At 70.0% G+C, this 16075-nt stretch carries 20 protein-coding genes; 11 read left to right on the top strand and 9 right to left on the bottom strand.

The features are described from left to right. Positions 1 to 73: 73 nt before the first annotated feature. Positions 74 to 751: a GNAT family N-acetyltransferase gene (locus ACQEVY_RS15750; RefSeq protein WP_432948854.1), complete on the top strand. Its 678-nt coding sequence runs from the start codon at positions 74 to 76 to the stop codon at positions 749 to 751. On the opposite strand, the gene ACQEVY_RS15745 is transcribed toward ACQEVY_RS15750, so the two are convergent. The 3 genes from ACQEVY_RS15745 to ACQEVY_RS15735 all read right to left on the bottom strand — a co-directional run bounded on the left by ACQEVY_RS15745 (position 737) and on the right by ACQEVY_RS15735 (position 2537). Continuing rightward, positions 737 to 1321 (bottom strand): Uma2 family endonuclease, encoded by a 585-nt coding sequence (locus ACQEVY_RS15745; RefSeq protein WP_432955238.1) that lies wholly within the window; start codon positions 1319 to 1321, stop codon positions 737 to 739. The two genes, ACQEVY_RS15750 and ACQEVY_RS15745, sit on opposite strands and share 15 nt — an antisense overlap. Positions 1322 to 1452: 131 nt before the next feature. After that, positions 1453 to 1656, bottom strand: a complete 204-nt coding sequence (locus ACQEVY_RS15740) for a DUF397 domain-containing protein (RefSeq protein WP_432948852.1) — start codon at positions 1654 to 1656, stop codon at positions 1453 to 1455. Next, positions 1653 to 2537 carry a helix-turn-helix domain-containing protein gene (locus ACQEVY_RS15735; protein WP_432948850.1) on the bottom strand — a complete coding sequence of 295 codons (885 nt, stop codon included), beginning with the start codon at positions 2535 to 2537 and terminating at the stop codon, positions 1653 to 1655. The genes ACQEVY_RS15740 and ACQEVY_RS15735 overlap by 4 nt, the downstream gene beginning before the upstream one ends. Positions 2538 to 2736: 199 nt before the next feature. Here ACQEVY_RS15735 and ACQEVY_RS15730 point away from each other — a divergent pair, with 199 nt between their 5' ends. The 3 genes from ACQEVY_RS15730 to ACQEVY_RS15720 are packed head-to-tail and all read left to right on the top strand — an operon-like array spanning position 2737 to position 4027. Next, positions 2737 to 3390 carry an ATP-binding protein gene (locus ACQEVY_RS15730; RefSeq protein ID WP_432948848.1) on the top strand — a complete coding sequence of 218 codons (654 nt, stop codon included), beginning with the start codon at positions 2737 to 2739 and terminating at the stop codon, positions 3388 to 3390. 44 nt (positions 3391 to 3434) lie between these two features. Further along, a complete protein-coding gene (locus ACQEVY_RS15725; RefSeq protein ID WP_432948846.1) occupies positions 3435 to 3728 on the top strand; it encodes a DUF6247 family protein in 294 nt (97 codons plus the stop codon). Continuing rightward, entirely contained in the window at positions 3725 to 4027 is a 303-nt protein-coding gene (locus tag ACQEVY_RS15720) for a hypothetical protein (RefSeq protein ID WP_432948844.1), read from the top strand. The genes ACQEVY_RS15725 and ACQEVY_RS15720 overlap by 4 nt, the downstream gene beginning before the upstream one ends. Before the next feature lie 204 nt (positions 4028 to 4231). Here the strand turns inward: ACQEVY_RS15720 and ACQEVY_RS15715 are convergent, their stop codons facing one another. Next, on the bottom strand, positions 4232 to 4576 hold the full coding sequence (locus tag ACQEVY_RS15715; protein ID WP_432948842.1) for a hypothetical protein: 345 nt from the start codon (positions 4574 to 4576) through the stop codon (positions 4232 to 4234). Between the two features lie 170 nt (positions 4577 to 4746). Here ACQEVY_RS15715 and ACQEVY_RS15710 point away from each other — a divergent pair, with 170 nt between their 5' ends. From ACQEVY_RS15710 to ACQEVY_RS15700, 3 genes are all read left to right on the top strand, one after another. Further along, entirely contained in the window at positions 4747 to 5121 is a 375-nt protein-coding gene (locus ACQEVY_RS15710; RefSeq protein WP_432948840.1) for a VOC family protein, read from the top strand. A 173-nt stretch (positions 5122 to 5294) separates the two neighbouring features. Then, a complete protein-coding gene (locus tag ACQEVY_RS15705) occupies positions 5295 to 5879 on the top strand; it encodes an ArsR/SmtB family transcription factor (protein ID WP_432948838.1) in 585 nt (194 codons plus the stop codon). An 11-nt stretch (positions 5880 to 5890) separates the two neighbouring features. After that, positions 5891 to 6088 (top strand): hypothetical protein, encoded by a 198-nt coding sequence (locus tag ACQEVY_RS15700; protein WP_432948836.1) that lies wholly within the window; start codon positions 5891 to 5893, stop codon positions 6086 to 6088. Positions 6089 to 6367: 279 nt separating this feature from the next. On the opposite strand, the gene ACQEVY_RS15695 is transcribed toward ACQEVY_RS15700, so the two are convergent. Beyond that, a complete protein-coding gene (locus ACQEVY_RS15695; protein WP_432948834.1) occupies positions 6368 to 8485 on the bottom strand; it encodes a prolyl oligopeptidase family serine peptidase in 2118 nt (705 codons plus the stop codon). 165 nt (positions 8486 to 8650) lie between these two features. Between ACQEVY_RS15695 and ACQEVY_RS15690 the strand changes: the two genes are divergently transcribed. The 3 genes from ACQEVY_RS15690 (at position 8651) to ACQEVY_RS15680 (ending at position 10396) form a co-directional block, all read left to right on the top strand. Beyond that, on the top strand, positions 8651 to 8845 hold the full coding sequence (locus ACQEVY_RS15690; protein ID WP_165342426.1) for a hypothetical protein: 195 nt from the start codon (positions 8651 to 8653) through the stop codon (positions 8843 to 8845). A gap of 178 nt (positions 8846 to 9023) precedes the next feature. Next, positions 9024 to 9941 (top strand): N-acetyl-1-D-myo-inositol-2-amino-2-deoxy-alpha-D-glucopyranoside deacetylase, encoded by a 918-nt coding sequence (gene mshB / locus ACQEVY_RS15685; RefSeq protein ID WP_432948832.1) that lies wholly within the window; start codon positions 9024 to 9026, stop codon positions 9939 to 9941. Next, positions 9938 to 10396 carry a DUF6113 family protein gene (locus ACQEVY_RS15680; RefSeq protein ID WP_432948831.1) on the top strand — a complete coding sequence of 153 codons (459 nt, stop codon included), beginning with the start codon at positions 9938 to 9940 and terminating at the stop codon, positions 10394 to 10396. Before mshB ends, ACQEVY_RS15680 begins: the two co-directional genes overlap by 4 nt. Positions 10397 to 10618: 222 nt before the next feature. Here ACQEVY_RS15680 and ACQEVY_RS15675 read toward each other — a convergent pair whose 3' ends face one another. Beyond that, on the bottom strand, positions 10619 to 11026 hold the full coding sequence (locus tag ACQEVY_RS15675) for a hypothetical protein (protein WP_432955669.1): 408 nt from the start codon (positions 11024 to 11026) through the stop codon (positions 10619 to 10621). A gap of 340 nt (positions 11027 to 11366) precedes the next feature. Between ACQEVY_RS15675 and ACQEVY_RS15670 the strand changes: the two genes are divergently transcribed. Then, positions 11367 to 13454: a hypothetical protein gene (locus ACQEVY_RS15670; RefSeq protein WP_432955237.1), complete on the top strand. Its 2088-nt coding sequence runs from the start codon at positions 11367 to 11369 to the stop codon at positions 13452 to 13454. 115 nt (positions 13455 to 13569) lie between these two features. Here ACQEVY_RS15670 and ACQEVY_RS15665 read toward each other — a convergent pair whose 3' ends face one another. The 3 genes from ACQEVY_RS15665 to ACQEVY_RS15655 form a co-directional block, all read right to left on the bottom strand. After that, on the bottom strand, positions 13570 to 13902 hold the full coding sequence (locus ACQEVY_RS15665) for a hypothetical protein (protein WP_432948829.1): 333 nt from the start codon (positions 13900 to 13902) through the stop codon (positions 13570 to 13572). A gap of 146 nt (positions 13903 to 14048) precedes the next feature. Then, positions 14049 to 14924, bottom strand: coding sequence for a tetratricopeptide repeat protein (locus ACQEVY_RS15660; RefSeq protein WP_432948827.1), 876 nt, complete (start codon positions 14922 to 14924; stop codon positions 14049 to 14051). Positions 14925 to 15008: 84 nt separating this feature from the next. After that, the gene (locus ACQEVY_RS15655) at positions 15009 to 16004 is read right to left on the bottom strand and encodes a GNAT family N-acetyltransferase (protein WP_432948825.1); all 996 of its coding nucleotides are present in this window, start codon (positions 16002 to 16004) and stop codon (positions 15009 to 15011) included. Positions 16005 to 16075 lie beyond the last annotated feature (71 nt).

The following is a 16075-nucleotide window of genomic DNA, read 5'->3' as shown; positions in this document are numbered from 1 at the left end:
GGATAAACCGGTGGCCCAGCCCCGACCGAATATGTGATGCACGCCATGTTGGCTCGGCCCTAGGGTTTCGCCCATGCCGACAACTGCCTCGCCGCTGTCCGCGTATCCCCCCTTGAACGTGCAGGTACACACCCCCCGACTGTCCTTGCTCGGAGCGACAGATGAGCTCCTGGAGCGCCTGGTCCCAACGGTGCGCAAGGGCGTGGCCACGGGGCCGCCATGGCCCTTCGACGACCCGATGTCCCTCTATGAGGACAGCCCGGAACGCGAGTGGCGCTGGCTCCGGAGCGTCTGGTCGGGCCGAGGCCGTGTCAGTGCCGGCTTCTGGCGCCTCTACTTCGTCGTGGTCATCGACGGCGAGCCGGTGGGCATGCAGGACCTGATCGGCACCGACTTCGCCACGTTCGGAACCGTCTCCACATTCTCCTGGCTCAGCCCCGACGTGCGCGGCGGCGGCTTCGGCAAGGAGATGCGCCAGGCAGTGCTGCATCTGGCCTTCGAGGGGCTCGGGGCCCGCGAGGCGACCAGCGACGCGTTCGCCGACAACCACGCCTCGAACCATGTCTCCCAAGCCCTCGGCTACGTCCCGAACGGCGTCAGCTGGGACACCCGGCGGGGCGAGCCAGGAGAAATCAAATGCTGGAGGCTGACGCGCGACCAGTGGTTCGAGCGTCGACGCGACGACATCGAACTCGTCGCCGTTCCCGACTGCCTGCCAGCCCTTGGAATCGACCCGTCACCGCGGAACTGATCCGGTCTTGCCGTAGCGGCGAAGGGCGGAGGTCTCCACCGTCCAGGGGCCGAAGGGCACGGCGTCTCCGAAGATGTACGGGTCCTTGTGCTGGTAGCGGTTCTTGCATGGGCCCGAGTGCACCTCGATGGTGCCGGTGCGAGGGTCGACAATCATGTAGTGGGCGATGCCCATGGCGGGGTACTCGGTGAGCTTCTCGCCGTAGTCGTTGTTCGGGTTGGACGGCGAGACGATCTCGACGACCGCCAGCACCTGCGTCGCGTCGACGGCGAGACCCTCCTCGTCGAGTACGTCTTCGGGGATGACTACGGCGTCTGGTCGGCGCATGCGGCCGATGGCCGGGTGCTCGATCTCGGGGCCGTTCGCGCAGATGCAGCCGGGGTGGGTGTCCGGGAGTTGAGCGTTGAGCTGGTTGCGGATGCGGCGGACGGTGCCGTGACGGCGCTTCGACGTGCTCGTCATTGTGAGGAAGGGGCCAGAGGGGCCGATCTCCACAGTCCAGGAACCCTCAAGGTGCGCGGCGTACGCCGTGAGCTCCTCCGCGATGGCGCGCATCTTCGCGTAGTCCATGTCCTGAAGGTAGCGAGCAGGCGCTCGTGGCGTCATATCGGCGGGGTCGATGGCCGGGGGCGCGGCGCGGGTGAGGTTGGGCGCGCCCACGGTGGGTCCCAGCCTTCACTGCGTGAGGCTCCGGGCTTCGTTCAGCGCAGGTGATCGACGAAGGCGGTCCATGTCCTGTGGGAGAAGGCGAGTGTGGGGCCGGTGGGGCGCTTGCTGTCGCGGACGGGTATGAGGGCGGGGAGATTGTCCACGATCTCGACGCACTCGTTGTTGCCGCCGCTGTAGGTGCTGCTGCGCCACTTCGCACCCGACAGGTCCGGCGTGCTGTGGCGTGCGGGATTCATGCTCTGTGCTCCTTGGCCCGGCGTTGGATGATGGCGCGGGATTCCACCGGAGAGAGCGCGGACGTGCGAGCGGCATCGAACAGATCTTGGTAGCGGGCGACTTCTGCCTCCCGCTCCAGCCAGATGGAGCCGGTCGGGTTGTCCGCCAGCACCACGTCGAGCGCCGCCTCCTCGGGGAAGCCCAGAACCACGTACGGGCCGAACATACTCGCGTGCGCTCCGCGGGAGAACGGCAGGACCTGGATGGTCACGTTGGGATGCTCGGAGGTGGTCAGGAGGTGCTCCAACTGCGCCTGCATGACCCGGGGTCCACCGACCTGCTGGAGAAGGACGGCTTCTGACAGCACGGCCCAGAGATGCAAGGGAGACTCGCCAGTGAGTCGTTCCTGACGGGCGAGGCGTACCTGGACGAACTTCTCGATCTCGTCTGCCGTCTGCCACTGCTGCGAGGCCACCGTCACGGCACGGACGTACTCCGGGATTTGGAGCAGACCGGGAACAAGCTGCGCCTGAAACGTGCGGATCTCCCCGGCCATGGCTTCCAGCGCGATGTAGTCGCGGTACGTGTCAGCGAGAACGGAGCCGTACTGATTCCACCATCCCTGCCTGCGACGGCGGTTGGCCTTACGGGCCAGTGCACTCAGCCGCTCACGGAGCTCGGGGTCCGCCGCCTCGTAGGCATGCAGCATCGCGGTCAGGTCCGGAAGCCGGACCGCCACTCGACCGTTCTCGATCCGGCTGATCTTGCCCTTGGTGCAGTCGAGGGCCTCGGCTGCCTGAGTGGTGGTCAGCTGGGCCGCCTCTCGCAACCTACGTAGCTCGTCGCCAAGTTGGCGACCGAGCACGGTGGAGGGGTTCGGCGAGGTGCTCTTGGCAGGCATGCCAACACGTTTAGCAGAGTCGTGGATGCAGCCGGGCGGGATTAACTCGAAAGGTGGAAGATTGCTGCCATCTTATTTGGCAACGTTGCAGATTCGAGTGATGCGTATGCATCCTGCTGGGCATGGACATCGGCGTCCCACGGCTCAACTGGCCGTCTCTGTGGGGCTCCGGCCGCGCATCGACCCTCTGGGGGCTGTCATGACTGCACAGAACGAAGTCACCTTCCGGCTAACCCGTTGCCGTCGCAGCGTGCCCAGAACGCGGGCGCTGGCGCACGCAGTGCTCGGTGAATGGGGCATGAGTCAAGACGTCCTGGAAGTCGCGGAGTTGGTGCTCTCCGAGCTGGTGACCAACGCGCTCCGCGTGCCCGTACCGAGTGACCGACAGGTGGGCGTCCGGATCGCGCGACCGCTGGAGGACGGCCTGCTGCGGCTGGAGGTCAGCGACGCGGGCGCGGGCCGACCCGAAGTGCGGGCGCCCGGCGACGAGGAGACCGGCGGGCGTGGGCTGCTGCTCGTGGAGGCGTTGGCTCACCGCTGGGGCGTCGAGGAGCGCGCGGGCGGGATCGGGAAAACCGTATGGGTCGAGCTGAAGGCGCCGGACATCGTGCCCGAGCCCGTCGGGAGGGAGATCGCTGCGGCCATGGTGCGGCCTGGATATCGGCTGAGAGCGCGGGGTGAGTGGCGAGTCGTCGTCAGCGTACGGAGCGAACAGTGCGACGCGGGCTACTCCGCGGTGGTGCTGGGTCTGGACGAAGGCCCGGCGCTGCGCGTCCAGGCGGTAGAGCCGCTTGTCGTGCGGCAGTGCGAGGACGTCATGAGTGCGGCCATCCAGCTCGAGATCGCCCCGTGAGCGCGACTATGGTCGTAGGCGCGTACCTGGCCCGAGGAGGATCCATGAGTGCACGGCACGCCGAGACACCGCATGCATCACTGCCGCACCTCAGGACCGTGGCCGACATCCGCGCCGCGCTCCGGGACGGGCGAGGCTTCCCAGGCGACGCCGAGAGTTTTGAGGCCGACCTCGCTCGCGCCCTGGACACTTCCACGGCCACCGACCTCCACCAGGTCGCCGACGTCATCAAGACCTATGCCGGCAGCATCCGCGCATTCAGCGACCCCGAGTTCGACGATGCGCTACAGGAGGGGCTCGACCTCATCGCCGAGATCAAGAAAGGCAGCCAGGAGTGAGCCGAGCCATCGCCGTGATCACGGCCTCGGTGGCAAAACGCCTCCAGATGCTCGGTCTGGTCGCCCAGCAGGCTGTCGAAGAACTGCGGCGAGAGTTGGAGGACAACCCCAGGCTCGGCATACGGCGCGGCTCGGTGCAGGGCAACAGCGAGACGGTCGTGTACCGGACCCGACTCGAACCACGCGAGGACATGCCTGGACTGACCGTGGTGTACGTGTACGCGCCGCAGCCGCACCCGGCAGCGGTCGCCATCATCACCGTCACACCCGACGACACAGGGAGCGAGCCGCAAACCTGACGGAGGCCCTCGTAGCGTGTCGAACTCGCCCTCGCCCCGACCGGCACCGTGCACCTCCGTGAAATCGAAGCCCCCAGTACGGTCGCCGCCGCTGCTCCGTCCGCCCTCGTGCCGCTGCTTGTCGGGATCAAGTCCGGTGTGATTTCGCGGAGTTGATCCCTGCGATCAACCGCTCGAACTGTCGCCGACCAGTCCGCCGTAGCGTCACAACAGCGTGGGCTTGCCGTCCGGAAGTCCCGTAGGGAGTCGACCGGCGGAGCTGCCTCGGGTGTCGAAGCCGCCGTCGATGGCATCCAGGTAGGCGTCCATGGCGGCATCGTCCTCGGGGGCGGCGGCGAGCGAGATGTCGTCGGGCGGGCTCTCCTCGGCAGCGCGGCTGACCGCGTCCACCTCCGCGAACCGGGCCCGGACACGCCGGCACCGCGCCACCTCTGCGAGTGCCGCCGTGCGCAGGAATGCGGAGAGACCGAGACCGTAGTCGGCCGCGGCCTCGCGGATCGCGGCGTCCTCACCAGGACCGACGGTGATGGTGATGCGGTGTTTCGCCATGCTTCCACCGTAGGGCCCTCTCGCGAACGGCGTCTGTTCGGCGGTCGCACGCGTCCTCACGTACACGTCCGGAGAGGAGCGGGCCGAACCGGACCGATTAATCGTTCGACAGGGGCACGGCGACCGGGGAATGCTCGCCACGGCCACAACAAGCCGTCTGAAGGAGCCAGTTGAACCCCGTCATCCGCCACATCACCTTTGACTGCACCGGAGATCCGTACGATCTCGCGCTGTTCTGGAGCCAGTTGCTCGGGCGGCCGCTGGCCGACGACGACAAGCCCGGCGACCCGGAGGCGCTCATCGCGGATCCCTCCGGTGGTCCGGGCCTGCTGTTCGTCCGCGTGCCCGAACCGAAGACCGTCAAGAACCGGGTGCATTTCGACCTGCGTCCGCAGGGGCGCACCCGTGCGGAGGAGGTCGAGCGGGCGATCAGGCTCGGGGCCCGGCTGATCGCCGACCACACCCGGCCGGACGGCCGGGGCTGGGTGACACTCGCCGACCCCGAGGGCAACGAATTCTGTGTGGAGCGGGGCAAGTTGGGCTAGACGTGGCTGGTGCTGTGACCGAAAGGTTCACTGCCGACCGGTGGGCGTGTGCCCCTCTGCCGTTTGGATGTGACGTCGCTTCCAGCGAGTGCTGGGAGGCGCAGCTGCCTTGCAAAGGATGCCTTGCAAAGAAATCGTTGCAACGCATCCTTTGTAAGGCTATCTTTGTACGCATGAACGAGCCACAGGACCCGCAAGTCCACAGCCTCGACGCCCGCTCGCTGCGTGGACTCGCGCATCCACTGCGTATGCGGCTGCTGAACACGCTGCGGCGCAACGGACCGGCCACCGCGTCCCAACTGGCCGCGAAACTGGGCGAGTCCAGCGGTGCCACCAGCTACCACCTGCGTCAGCTCGCCGCATACGGCTTCGTCGAGGACGCGCCGGAGCACGGCAAGGGGCGCGAGCGGTGGTGGAAGGCGATCCACGCGAGCGTGCGCTTCGACGATGAGCTGCTCAAGAACCGTGACCCCGAAGTGCGCGGAGCCGCTGACCTGCTCTTCCACGAGCTCGCCAACCAGCACACCCAGGAGCTGGCGACCTGGATCGGCACCCGCGACGACTGGTCCGAAGCGTGGCAGCGCGCCACGGACATGAGCGACTGGACGCTGGAGCTCACACCCGAACTCGCCCTCGAACTCACCCGCAAGATGCACGACCTCGTGGAGAGCTACGGCGCGCTGGCCCCCGACGACGGCACCCCGGACGCCGAGCGGGTCCGCGTCCACACCCACGTCATCCCCACCCGCACGGACTGAGAGGCCGCCCGATGTATCCCGAGACCCACCTCGTCCTGCACCACGCCCGCGCAGCCGAGCTCCGTGCCGAAGCCGACGCGTACCGCCTCGCCGTCGCGGCCCGGCGTCCCGGGCGTCCCCGGGGGCTCCGTACCCGCCTCGGTTGGACCCTTGTGGAGGTCGGCCTGCGGTTGGCCGCCGCCCCCAAGGCGGCAGTCGCTGTTCCCTAGAAGCGCACCTTCAGGCCCCGTACAGTCGGCATAGCGGCACAAACCCGCATCAACTTCGTTAACACGTAAGCAACTTCACTGACCCGATACCGATATACGGACGCGTCAGTCTGAACAACGTACGGCCGTGCGGGTGCCGTAGACCGGCCGGGGCGCGCCATGTCTCCCCGGCCGGTCGCCTCTTTTTGCGCCTAAACCGGCGCCACTCTCGCGGACCTGGTTGGTGCTTCGTGGTGGTTCCTTAATTGATGGTTGCGGTGCTCGGCGGATTCTTGCAGCTCAGCCAAGCTTCAAAGCTCGGCGTAGGAAGTCCACCTGGAGCAGCAGCAAGTTCTCCGCCACCTGTTCCTGTGGCGTCATGTGCGTGACTCCGGAGAGGGGCAGCACCTCGTGCGGGCGGCCGGCGGCCAGCAGCGCCGAAGACAGGCGCAGGGTGTGGGCCACCACTACGTTGTCGTCGGCCATGCCGTGGATGATCATCATCGGGCGGGCGGGTTCGGCGGCGCCGACCAGGCCGTTGTCGTCGATCAGGGAGTTCGCGGCGTAGACCTCGGGCTGGCGGTTCGGGTCGCCGAGGTAGCGCTCCGTGTAGTGGGTGTCGTACAGGCGCTGGTCGGTGACCGGGGCGCCGACGACGGCCGTGTGAAAGACGTCCGGGCGGCGTAGCACCGCGAGGCCGGCGAGGTAGCCGCCGAATGACCAGCCGCGGATGGCGACCCGGTTGAGGTCCAAAGGGAAGCGTTCGGCGAGTGCCTGGAGCGCGTGGATCTGATCGTCCAGGACGATCGCGGCCATGTCGTCCTTGATCGCCTTCTCCCAGGCGGGCGAGCGGCCTGGCATCCCTCGCCCGTCCGCGACGATCACCGCGAAGCCCTGGTCGGCGAACCACTGCGAGGTGAGGTACGGGTTGTGCGCCGCCAGCACCCGCTGACCGTGCGGGCCGCCGTACGGGTCCATCAGGACCGGCAGCGGACCGCCGGTGTGGTCCGTTGGGAGCAGGACGGCGCACGGCACCCGGCGCTGACCCGCCTCCGTGAGGCTCACGCGCGGGCTCAGTCCGGGGTCTTCGGCGTACGAGGCCACAGTCGCCGCCGCCTTGCCCTCGTGCAGCACCCGCACCTGGGCGCCGGGGCGGTCGGGGACGGCCGAGACGAGCACCGTCACGGGGCCGGAACGCACCGCCGAGTGCACCCCGGGCTCTTGCGAAAGGCGTTCCACGCCAAGGTCGTTGACCCGGTAGACGTGGACCTCACCGATCTCGGGAGCGGCCGCCGCCTCGCCCGCCGACGCGGACACCAGCACATCGTCGTCCGAGACATCGAGCACCGCCCGTACGTGCAACTGCGGTCCCGTCAGCGGGCGTTCCCCCACCGCGAGCACCCGCGCCCCGCCCTCGTCGGCGATCCGCACGAGGTGCCCGCCGGGGCTCCAGCACGGTACGCCGGGGAAAAGATCCAGCCATTGTGGATCTTCGTCCGCGTGCACCATCCGGGTCGCCCCGGTGTCGGGATCCACGGCCAGATAGAGCTGGCTCCGCTGGTCCCGCGCCTGTACGAGGAGGAGCGGGGCCCCGGCCGCTGACCAGTGCACTCGTGCCAGATAGGGGTAGCGCGCCCGGTCCCACACGACCTCCGTACGCGCCCCGTCGAGCGCGAACACGAAGAGCCGTACGTCCGCGTTGTCGGTTCCGGCCGCCGGGTACGCGACCTGCTGCGGCGCCTGATCCGGCCGCGCGGGGTCGGCGATCCACCAGCGGCGTACGGGCGCGTCGTCGGCCCGCGCCACCAGCAGCCGGTCCGACTCGGGCGACCACCAGAAGCCGCGCGAACGGCCCATCTCCTCCGCTGCGATGAACTCGGCGAGGCCGTACGTCACCGTCTCCGACTCGGGTTCCGCCAGCGCCCGGTCGCCCTCGCCCTCGGCGCCTACGACGTGCAGGGCGCCCCCAGTGACGTACGCCACGAGCCGTCCGTCGGGGGACGGACGCGGGTCAAGTACCGGGCCGGGAACGGGCAGTTCACGTGCCGTACCGGCCCGCAGCTCGGCGGTGAAGAGCCGCCCGGACAACGCGAAGGACGCCAACTCCACGGCCGTGTCCGTGGCATAGCCGACGATGCCCGCGCCGCCCTCCCGGCTGCGCTCCCGGCGCGCTCTCTCCTCGGCCGAGAGCCGCTCGGTGGCGCCGCCCAGCAGCGCCTGCGGGTCGGCCGCGACGCGTTCCTCGCCGTCCGCCACATCGAGGACCCACAGCACATTCGCCCGGTCCGTACCCGAGCGGGACCGCAGGAACACGACCCGGGAACCGTCGGGCGCCACGGTGAAGGCGCGGGGAGCGCCGAGCGTGAAGCGCAGGGTGCGCGCCTGCCGGCGTGGAAAGGAGAGAGGCTCGGTGGTCATGCCCCGACCATATTGGCCATGCGCCCCCTTGTGCGGCCGTGCGCCGATCGATGCGCGCGGATGGATAGTTATGATCAATGGCGCTGCCTGGGTATGAACCCGCTGGCTGCCGTACTGACCTGTACTGACCCGACGCGTCCCTGGGAACCTTGGAGGTGAACCGCCGTGGCACTCTCGATTTCGGCGGTGGTGCTGCTGGCGATCATCGTCTTCCTGCTGGTCAAGAAATCGGGACTGAAGGCCGGTCACGCGGTCGTCTGCGTCCTGTTCGGCTTCTATCTGGCCAGCTCGACGATCGCGCCCACGATCAGCGAGGTGACGAACAACATCGCGGGCATGATCGGGGACATCAAGTTCTGAGCGGCCTCATGAGCCGCGTTTCATAGGCATGCGCCGGGGGCCCGTGGGCACGTGGGGGCTGGGTACGGCGGAGCCTCGTACGGACGGGCCATGGGAGCCTCGTACGGGCGGAACCGCTGAACCCCGTACGGCCGGGGCCCAGGGAGCCGTGTACCGCCGTGGCTCATAGGGTGGGCCCATGACGGAACTGCCCGGCCGCCGACTGCTCCTGGTGCATGCGCACCCGGACGACGAGTCGATCAACAACGGCGCGACCATGGCCCGGTACGCGGCCGAGGGCGCCCACGTCACCCTGGTGACCTGCACGCTGGGCGAGCGCGGCGAGGTCATTCCGCCCGAGCTCGCCCATCTGACGGGCGAGGCCCTCGGCAGCCACCGCCGCACGGAACTCGCGGCAGCTATGGACGCCCTCGACGTGTACGACTTCCGCTCCCTCGGCGGGCCCGGCCGCCACCAGGACTCCGGGATGATGGGCCTGCCCGACAACGACGACCCTCGCTGCTTCTGGCAGGCGGACCTCGACGAGGCCGCCGCTGAGCTCGTCGGGGTGATCCGCGAGGTACGGCCGCAGGTGCTGGTCACCTACGACCCCAACGGCGGTTACGGCCACCCCGACCACATCCAGACCCACCGGGTAGCGATACGCGCCGCGGATCTGGCGGCCGAGCCGGACTTCCGCCCGGACCTCGGCACGGCCTGGACCATCGCGAAGATCTACTGGAACCGCGTACCACGCTCCGTCGCCGAAGAGGCCTTCGCGCGCCTGAAGGACGTACTGGACGAACTGCCCTTTTCCGCCTCCGCCGCCGTCGATGACGTGCCCGGTGTGGTGGACGACACCCTGATCACGACGGAGATCGACGGCACGGCCTACGCCGCCGCCAAGGCCGCGGCGATGCGGGCACACGCCACGCAGATCGACGTCGTCGAGCCGTGGTTCGCGCTGTCGAATCAGCTCGCGCAGCCGATTTTCCTCGTGGAGTACTACGAGTTGGTGCGGGGTGAACTGGGTGGGGCGGCGTCCGGGGCGCCGGAGACAGACCTGTTTGCGGGGATTTCGGGAATTTCGGGGACTTCTGAGGTGAGTGTGCGATGAGTACGGCGAACAGGGCGAACAGATCGAGTGCGCGCAGCTCCGGCTCCGGTGGCGCGGGGAGCATGCTCGCGCAGCCGTTGGCGCTGCCCTCGGGGGTCCGAATTGCCGCCTACCTGGGGCTGTTTGCGCTGGGTGCGGTGATCGGGGCGGCCGGGGGCCTGGTCCAATCCGGCTGGTTCCCGGGCGGGTTGCTGCTCGCGCTCGCTGGGGCGGCCGGGCTCTTTCTGGGCGGGGCGCGGGCGCTCGGCAGCCGGGCCGGGGCGGTGGCGCCCGCGGCCGGGTGGATGGTCGCCGTCATCCTGCTCACCGCCAGCCGACCGGAGGGCGACTTCCTCTTCGCCGCGGGAGCCGGGTCCTACCTGTTCCTGCTCGGCGGGATGGCTGTGGCTGTGATGTGCGCCACCCTTGGCGCGGGGCGGCAACCACCTGGCTCCACCGCCCGACTTGGCAAGTGACGTACTACTTCGCCGCGGAACGAGCGTGGGGGTCCGGTGTGGGTTTCCTCAGCGGTCGCCGGATAAGCGCCAGAGGTGGCCAGTATGGTGGTGCGCGCCGCCGAGCCGCCCGAAACGAGGTTGAGGTCGAGTACACGGGCGGCGGAGCCAATCGGGAGAACCTGCCTTGAGTCGTGAAACTGACAGTTCGTCCTCCGGGCCCAACGGGCGCGGCGGAACCGCCTACCCGTCGGGTACGCCGCCGTACGGGACCCCCACGGGTTCCGAAGACGGTGCCGACGCGGGGCGTTCCGCCGGTGAACGGCCGGAGGAGGTCAAAACCGAGACCACGCTGACGACGCGGATCCGGATCAACATCCCTGGATCCAGGCCCATTCCGCCGGTCGTCGTGCGGACGCCCGTCGCTGACGCCGAGAAGTCCGACAGCGGCTCGAAGAGCACGAACGGTGCGAACGGGTCGGCCGGCTCGGCGGGTTCGGCCAGACCGGCTTCGGCCGCGGCCGATCCGGGGCCGAGCGCTTCCTCGGGTGCGCCCAAGTCCCCCGAGCCTGCACCCTCTTCCGGCTCCGGCGCCGCCGCCGAGGAGAAGACGAGCGACTGGTTCGCTCCTCGTAAGTCCGGTGCGCCCAAGGGCGGTCAGGGCGGTGGCTCGACCAACGGGGCGGGTGCCTCCGGCGGTTCGGCGGGTACGGGCTCGGGTGCCCCGGGCGCTACTGGCCCTCGTCCCGGGAGTGCGGGCACGCGTCCCGGTGGAGCGCCTCGGCCCGGTGGCGCGAACGGTACGAACGGTGCGGGGCTGCCCGGTGCGGGCGGCACCAGTGCTGTGGCGCCGGGTCATGGTGGCGGTACCGGGTCCTTCGACGTGTCCGGTGTGCTGGCGGCGGGGCCGCTGGGAGCCGGTAGCGGGAGTGGCTCCGGGAACGCGGAGGGTGCGAACGGGGCCGGTGACGACGCCTCGCGGCGCGATGATCTGCCGTACTTCTCCGAAGGCGGCCGGAGTGGCCAGGGCGGACCGGGCGGACCGGGCGGACCGGGCGGTCCCTCCGGGCCGACCGGTGGTCCGGTCACCGGGGACGGGCCGATGGCGGCGCCTGGCGGTGCCGGGCGGCCGGGGGGCCAGGGAGGCCCTGACAGTTTCGGCGGGCCTGGCGGGATCGGGGGTCAGGCAGGTTCCGGGAGCCATGGGGCTTTCGGTGGACCGAACGGCGCTGGCCGACCGGGCGGATCCGGCTCGTCGGCCGGTGACCCTGGGCGTCGTGGGGGGCCGGGTGGCCCTGGTTCCCTGAGCGGTCCGAGTGGGCCGGACGGGCCGAATGGTCCGGGCGGTTCCGGTGGACCCGGCAGTCCGGGGCGGCCTGGGGGTCCCGGTTCCCTGAGTGGACCGAGCGGCCCTGGTGGCCCGAACGGGCCTGGCGGATACGGTGCTCCGGCCGGTGGCCCTGGGGGTCAGGGTGGTCCCAGTTCCCTGAGCGGTATGAGCGGGCCTGGTGGCCCGAACGGTTCCGGCGGATCCGGTGGTCCGGGGCGGTCGGCGGGCGCCGGTGGCCCTGGTTCCTTGAGTGGGCCGAATGGTCCGGGCGACCCCAACGGGCCTGGTGGCCCGAACGGTCCTGGCGGCTCCGGCGGTCCGGGGCGGTCCGCGGGCGCCGGTGGCCCTGGTTCCCTGAGTGGGCCGAATGGTCCTGGTGATCCCAACGGTTCTGGTGGCCCGAACGGGCCCGGCGGATCCGGTGCCCCGGCCCGTGGCCTTGGAGGCCCGGGAACTCCCGGTTCCCCGGGTGGCCCCGGCGGCCCGGGCACCCCGAACGGCCCCGGCAGCGGCCCCGGCGCATCCGGCACCCCAACCGGCACCCCCGCCGCCCCCGGCGCCGGCATGAGCGACGACACCGCGATCCTCACCCCCCAAAAGCCCGCCCCCGAACCCCCCGGTTACGGCGGCGGCCCCGGCGAGAACGTCTCCGGGCACACGCTGACCAGCGGCATTCCCGTCGTACCGGCGCATCAGAACCCGTTCGGGCCCGGTGCGCCCTCCGACGGACCGATGCCGCACCAGCCCCCGAAGCTGCCCGAGCCGGTCTCGCCGACCGTGCCCGCGGCCTCGAAGCCGAAGAAGAAGGGGCGCAACAAGCTGGTGCTCCTGGGGGTCGGCGTGGTGGGCGTCGCCGGTATCGCGTACGGCGCCGGGTTGCTCATGAACCACTCCGATGTGCCCAAGAACACCACCGTGCTCGGCGTCGACATCGGCGGCGGCACCCGCGACGAGGCCGTCAAGAAGCTCGACGACGCCTTCGGGAAGAAGATGGACCAGCCGTTGAAGCTGTCCGTCGACGGCGAGACGGTGTCGCTGCAGCCGGACCAGGCGGGCCTCCAGTTCGACACCCAGGCCACCGTGCGGTCCGCGGCGGGCGCCGACTACAACCCCGTGTCGGTGATCGGTTCGCTGTTCGGCGGCGAGCGCGTCGTCGAACCGTCGATGCCCGTCGACGAGGAGAAGCTACGGGCCGCGCTGGAACGCGCCGCCGGCGGTGCCGGCACGGCGACCGAGGGCACGATCAAGTTCGAGGGGGGCAAGGCCGTCCCCGTGTACGGCAAGGCGGGCAAGGGCATCGCCATCGCCCAGTCGACGAAGGCCGTCGAGCAGGCGTACCGCACGCAGGTCGCGACCGGCGATCCGGGCACCGTTCAGGTTCCGACCACGACGAAGGAGCCCACGGTCACGAAGGCCGAAGTCGACCGGATGATGAAGGAGTTCGCGGAGCCGGCGATGTCCGAACGCGTCACCGTTCAGACCGACGCGGCGCACAGCATCCCGTTCGGCCCCGTGTCCCTGCCGAAGATCCTCGGCTTCAAGGCCGTCAACGGCAAGCTCGTGGAGACGTACGACCTCGAGGCGCTCAAGGCGGCGTACGGCAGCACCTTCGATGGTGTGACGATCGCGCGGGGCAACGGCCAGAAGACGGCGGTCACGCCCCAGGACGTCGTCTCCGCGCTGCGCCAGGCTCTGCGCGGCGAGACACCCGAGCAGCGCATCGGAGTCATCGAGACGAACCCGGACTGACCTCTGGTTGTCCGGGCGCGACCAGGCCCGCCGGAGGCCGCCGCGGTCGGCGTGAGAATCCGTGAACGCGTGAAGGCCCGTCCTGGGAGGACGGGCCTTCACGGGGTTCACGCGGTCATGGACGCCTGATGCAGTACAGGGCCACGTAGCCCCTGATGCCCTGATAGTTGATCGAGATCCAGAAGTATCCGTTGGTGTAGCCGCAGGCGTTGAAGGTTCCGCCCTCCGAGGCCCCACCGCACTCCGCCCCCGCGCCTCTGGGGAAGAGCCCGAGGGCGCGCGAGCTGGTGGACTTCGACTGCCGGATCCGTACGCTCTCCTTGGCAATGCAATTGATCGCCTGGACCGATTCCGCGTCCGACGGCGCCGCCTGCGCCGGTGCGGCGAAGGAGAGGCCGGCGACAGCGACCGTGGCGGTGGCGGCGCCGACGAGGAATTTGCGCATCACGATTCCCCCTTGTGACTGGTTGTGCCCGGCGGGTCGAGCCGAGCGGCGATCAAGATAGCCGCTTTGGCGCGTCCATGCCACCAGTTTTTGGCATGGGCATACATGGCCGGCCGTAGCGGCGACCCATGCGCCGACAGTCACACCGTTCAGTTGAGCATCGCGCGGGCCGCGCGGGCCTGTTGGCGTACCCGGGCCGCGGCCGGTTCGTCGGCGGGGGCCACGATGTCGGCGTACGCGTCGAGTTCGGTGGCGCCCGCCAGGAAGTCGCCGTGCTGGACGAGCAGTTGAGCGCGGTCGTAGCGGAGGCGGGCGGGGTGGGACGGGAGCAGTAGCGAGAGGTCCACGGCCCACAGGGCGACGTCGCCGCGTTCGGGGCGGGCGGCGGCCCAGGCGCGAATGTTGTTGAGGATGCGCAGGACGACGTCGAGCGGGTCGGCGGGGGTGAGCATCGACGGGTCGAGGGGCGCACCGGTGGCACCCGCGACGAGCAGCTCCGCATCCGAGCCGGTCAGTACGCGCCCGCCGTCGAAGGGGTCGGCCAGCACCTGGTCCTCGAAGTCAGTACCGGGCGCAGCTCCTTGACGGCCGAAGCCCACCACGAAGTGCCCGGGGAGGGCGACCCCGTACACATGCGCCCCCGCCCTGCGCGCCACCTCCATCCACACCACCGAGAGCAGGATGGGCAGCCCGCGCCGCCGCCGCAGCACCTCGTGCAGGAGCGAGGACTCCAGCCGCTGGTAGTCACCGGCCGTCCCGCGGAACCCGCAGTGTCCGCCGAGATGTTCGGCCAGCGCCGTGGCCCAGGCCTGGGGCCCGCCCGGCCGGAACGGCAACTCCCCGGCCAGCCGGTCCAGTTCGATCTGCGCGGCGTCCATCCCCGCCTCGTCGAGCGTCCCGTCCGCCTCGGCCCCGATGAGCAGGCACAGCGTCGCGAGATCGGGCCTTTCGGCCCGCGCCTCATCGGCGAACCGCCGCCGCCACGCGGCGCTCCGCTCCGGCCCGGGAGGATGAGGTCGACCCATAAGTGCCTCGTGCCCTTTCACACCGATCGCTACCGCCGCGCGGCTCCAACCACCAGTCTCACCGCACCGCCGACCTCCGTCGCGCTACGGCTGCCGGTAGTGGTGGTACGTGTGATGCGCCGCGAACCCCATCCCCGCGTACAGCGCCCGCGCCCCCGCGTTCTCCGTCTCCACCTGCAGCCAAGCCGCCGAGGCGCCCTCGGTCATCGCCTGCCGGGCCAGGGCGCCCATCACCATCGTGGCCAGTCCCTGGCGGCGGAGAGACGGATCCACCTCGACCGCGGCGAAGCCGGCCCAGCGGCCGTCGATCACACAGCGGCCGATCGCCGCCGGGGAACCCGGATCGTCGCCGGGCATCGTCGCGAACCACACCGAAGGCCCGCTGCCCAGCACCTTGAGGGCCACCTCGCTCATGCCCTTGCGCTGATAGCGGCCGAGCCACGCCTCGTCCGCCGTACGGGACAGGAGCACCGGACGCTCGGGCTCCGGAACGTCGCCGAGCGGGGCCAGCGCGCCCGTCCACAGCTCGGCGCTCACCTCTCGAGTCCAGCCCCGCTCCTCCAGCTGCGCACACAGCAACTCCTGCGTGCCCTCGGCGCCGGTCGCGGTCTGGACGTACGCGGGCAGACCACGGGCCGCGTACCAGTCCCGTACGAGCGACAGCGCCTCGTCGAGCGGTACGCCCGGGTCGCCGAGCGGCAGCACCGAGTTCGCCCGCCGCGTGAAGCCGGCTGCGGCCCGCAGCTCCCAGTCCCCGAGAGGTTCCCGCTCTACCGGCTGCCAGCCCCGCGAGGCGACCCGCGCCAGCTCCTCGTACGACGCTGAAGGGCCCCGGCGACGGGCAGGCGCCGACGGCACCACCTTGCCCGCGACCAGGGAGGATTCCGGAATACGGACGCGCTCCCCGGACCGTCGTGTGATCAGCAGCACACCGGCGTCCCATGATGTGAGAACGCCAACCGTGTCGGTGAACCTCTCACCCTTGGGGGCGTCTTCGTTCAGCTGCCGTACCGAGACACGTTTGCCCACGTCAGCAGGGGTGACACGGACTTCGAGCCGTATATGCGAGGAGAAATCCACAGCTCAGTACAACCCTCCTGTTCGGATCACGCCCGGGAACGGAGATACTAGGTGCGGGCATCGACGACGCC

Source organism: Streptomyces sp. CA-288835, assembly GCF_050936385.1.
GTDB lineage: Bacteria > Actinomycetota > Actinomycetes > Streptomycetales > Streptomycetaceae > Streptomyces.
Note: the sequence above shows the minus strand (reverse complement) of the source record. Positions and strands in the feature narration are given on the sequence as shown.

What these genes read in the sequence shown, in the direction of transcription:
- ACQEVY_RS15750 (WP_432948854.1), top strand. Translation starts at nt 74, where the DNA reads ATGCCGACAACTGCCTCGCCGCTGTCCGCGTATCCCCCCTTGAACGTG.
- ACQEVY_RS15745 (WP_432955238.1), bottom strand. Translation starts at nt 1,321, where the DNA reads ATGGACTACGCGAAGATGCGCGCCATCGCGGAGGAGCTCACGGCGTAC.
- ACQEVY_RS15740 (WP_432948852.1), bottom strand. Translation starts at nt 1,656, where the DNA reads ATGAATCCCGCACGCCACAGCACGCCGGACCTGTCGGGTGCGAAGTGG.
- ACQEVY_RS15735 (WP_432948850.1), bottom strand. Translation starts at nt 2,537, where the DNA reads ATGCCTGCCAAGAGCACCTCGCCGAACCCCTCCACCGTGCTCGGTCGC.
- ACQEVY_RS15730 (WP_432948848.1), top strand. Translation starts at nt 2,737, where the DNA reads ATGACTGCACAGAACGAAGTCACCTTCCGGCTAACCCGTTGCCGTCGC.
- ACQEVY_RS15725 (WP_432948846.1), top strand. Translation starts at nt 3,435, where the DNA reads ATGAGTGCACGGCACGCCGAGACACCGCATGCATCACTGCCGCACCTC.
- ACQEVY_RS15715 (WP_432948842.1), bottom strand. Translation starts at nt 4,576, where the DNA reads ATGGCGAAACACCGCATCACCATCACCGTCGGTCCTGGTGAGGACGCC.
- ACQEVY_RS15705 (WP_432948838.1), top strand. Translation starts at nt 5,295, where the DNA reads ATGAACGAGCCACAGGACCCGCAAGTCCACAGCCTCGACGCCCGCTCG.
- ACQEVY_RS15700 (WP_432948836.1), top strand. Translation starts at nt 5,891, where the DNA reads ATGTATCCCGAGACCCACCTCGTCCTGCACCACGCCCGCGCAGCCGAG.
- ACQEVY_RS15695 (WP_432948834.1), bottom strand. Translation starts at nt 8,485, where the DNA reads ATGACCACCGAGCCTCTCTCCTTTCCACGCCGGCAGGCGCGCACCCTG.
- mshB (WP_432948832.1), top strand. Translation starts at nt 9,024, where the DNA reads ATGACGGAACTGCCCGGCCGCCGACTGCTCCTGGTGCATGCGCACCCG.
- ACQEVY_RS15680 (WP_432948831.1), top strand. Translation starts at nt 9,938, where the DNA reads ATGAGTACGGCGAACAGGGCGAACAGATCGAGTGCGCGCAGCTCCGGC.
- ACQEVY_RS15660 (WP_432948827.1), bottom strand. Translation starts at nt 14,924, where the DNA reads ATGGGTCGACCTCATCCTCCCGGGCCGGAGCGGAGCGCCGCGTGGCGG.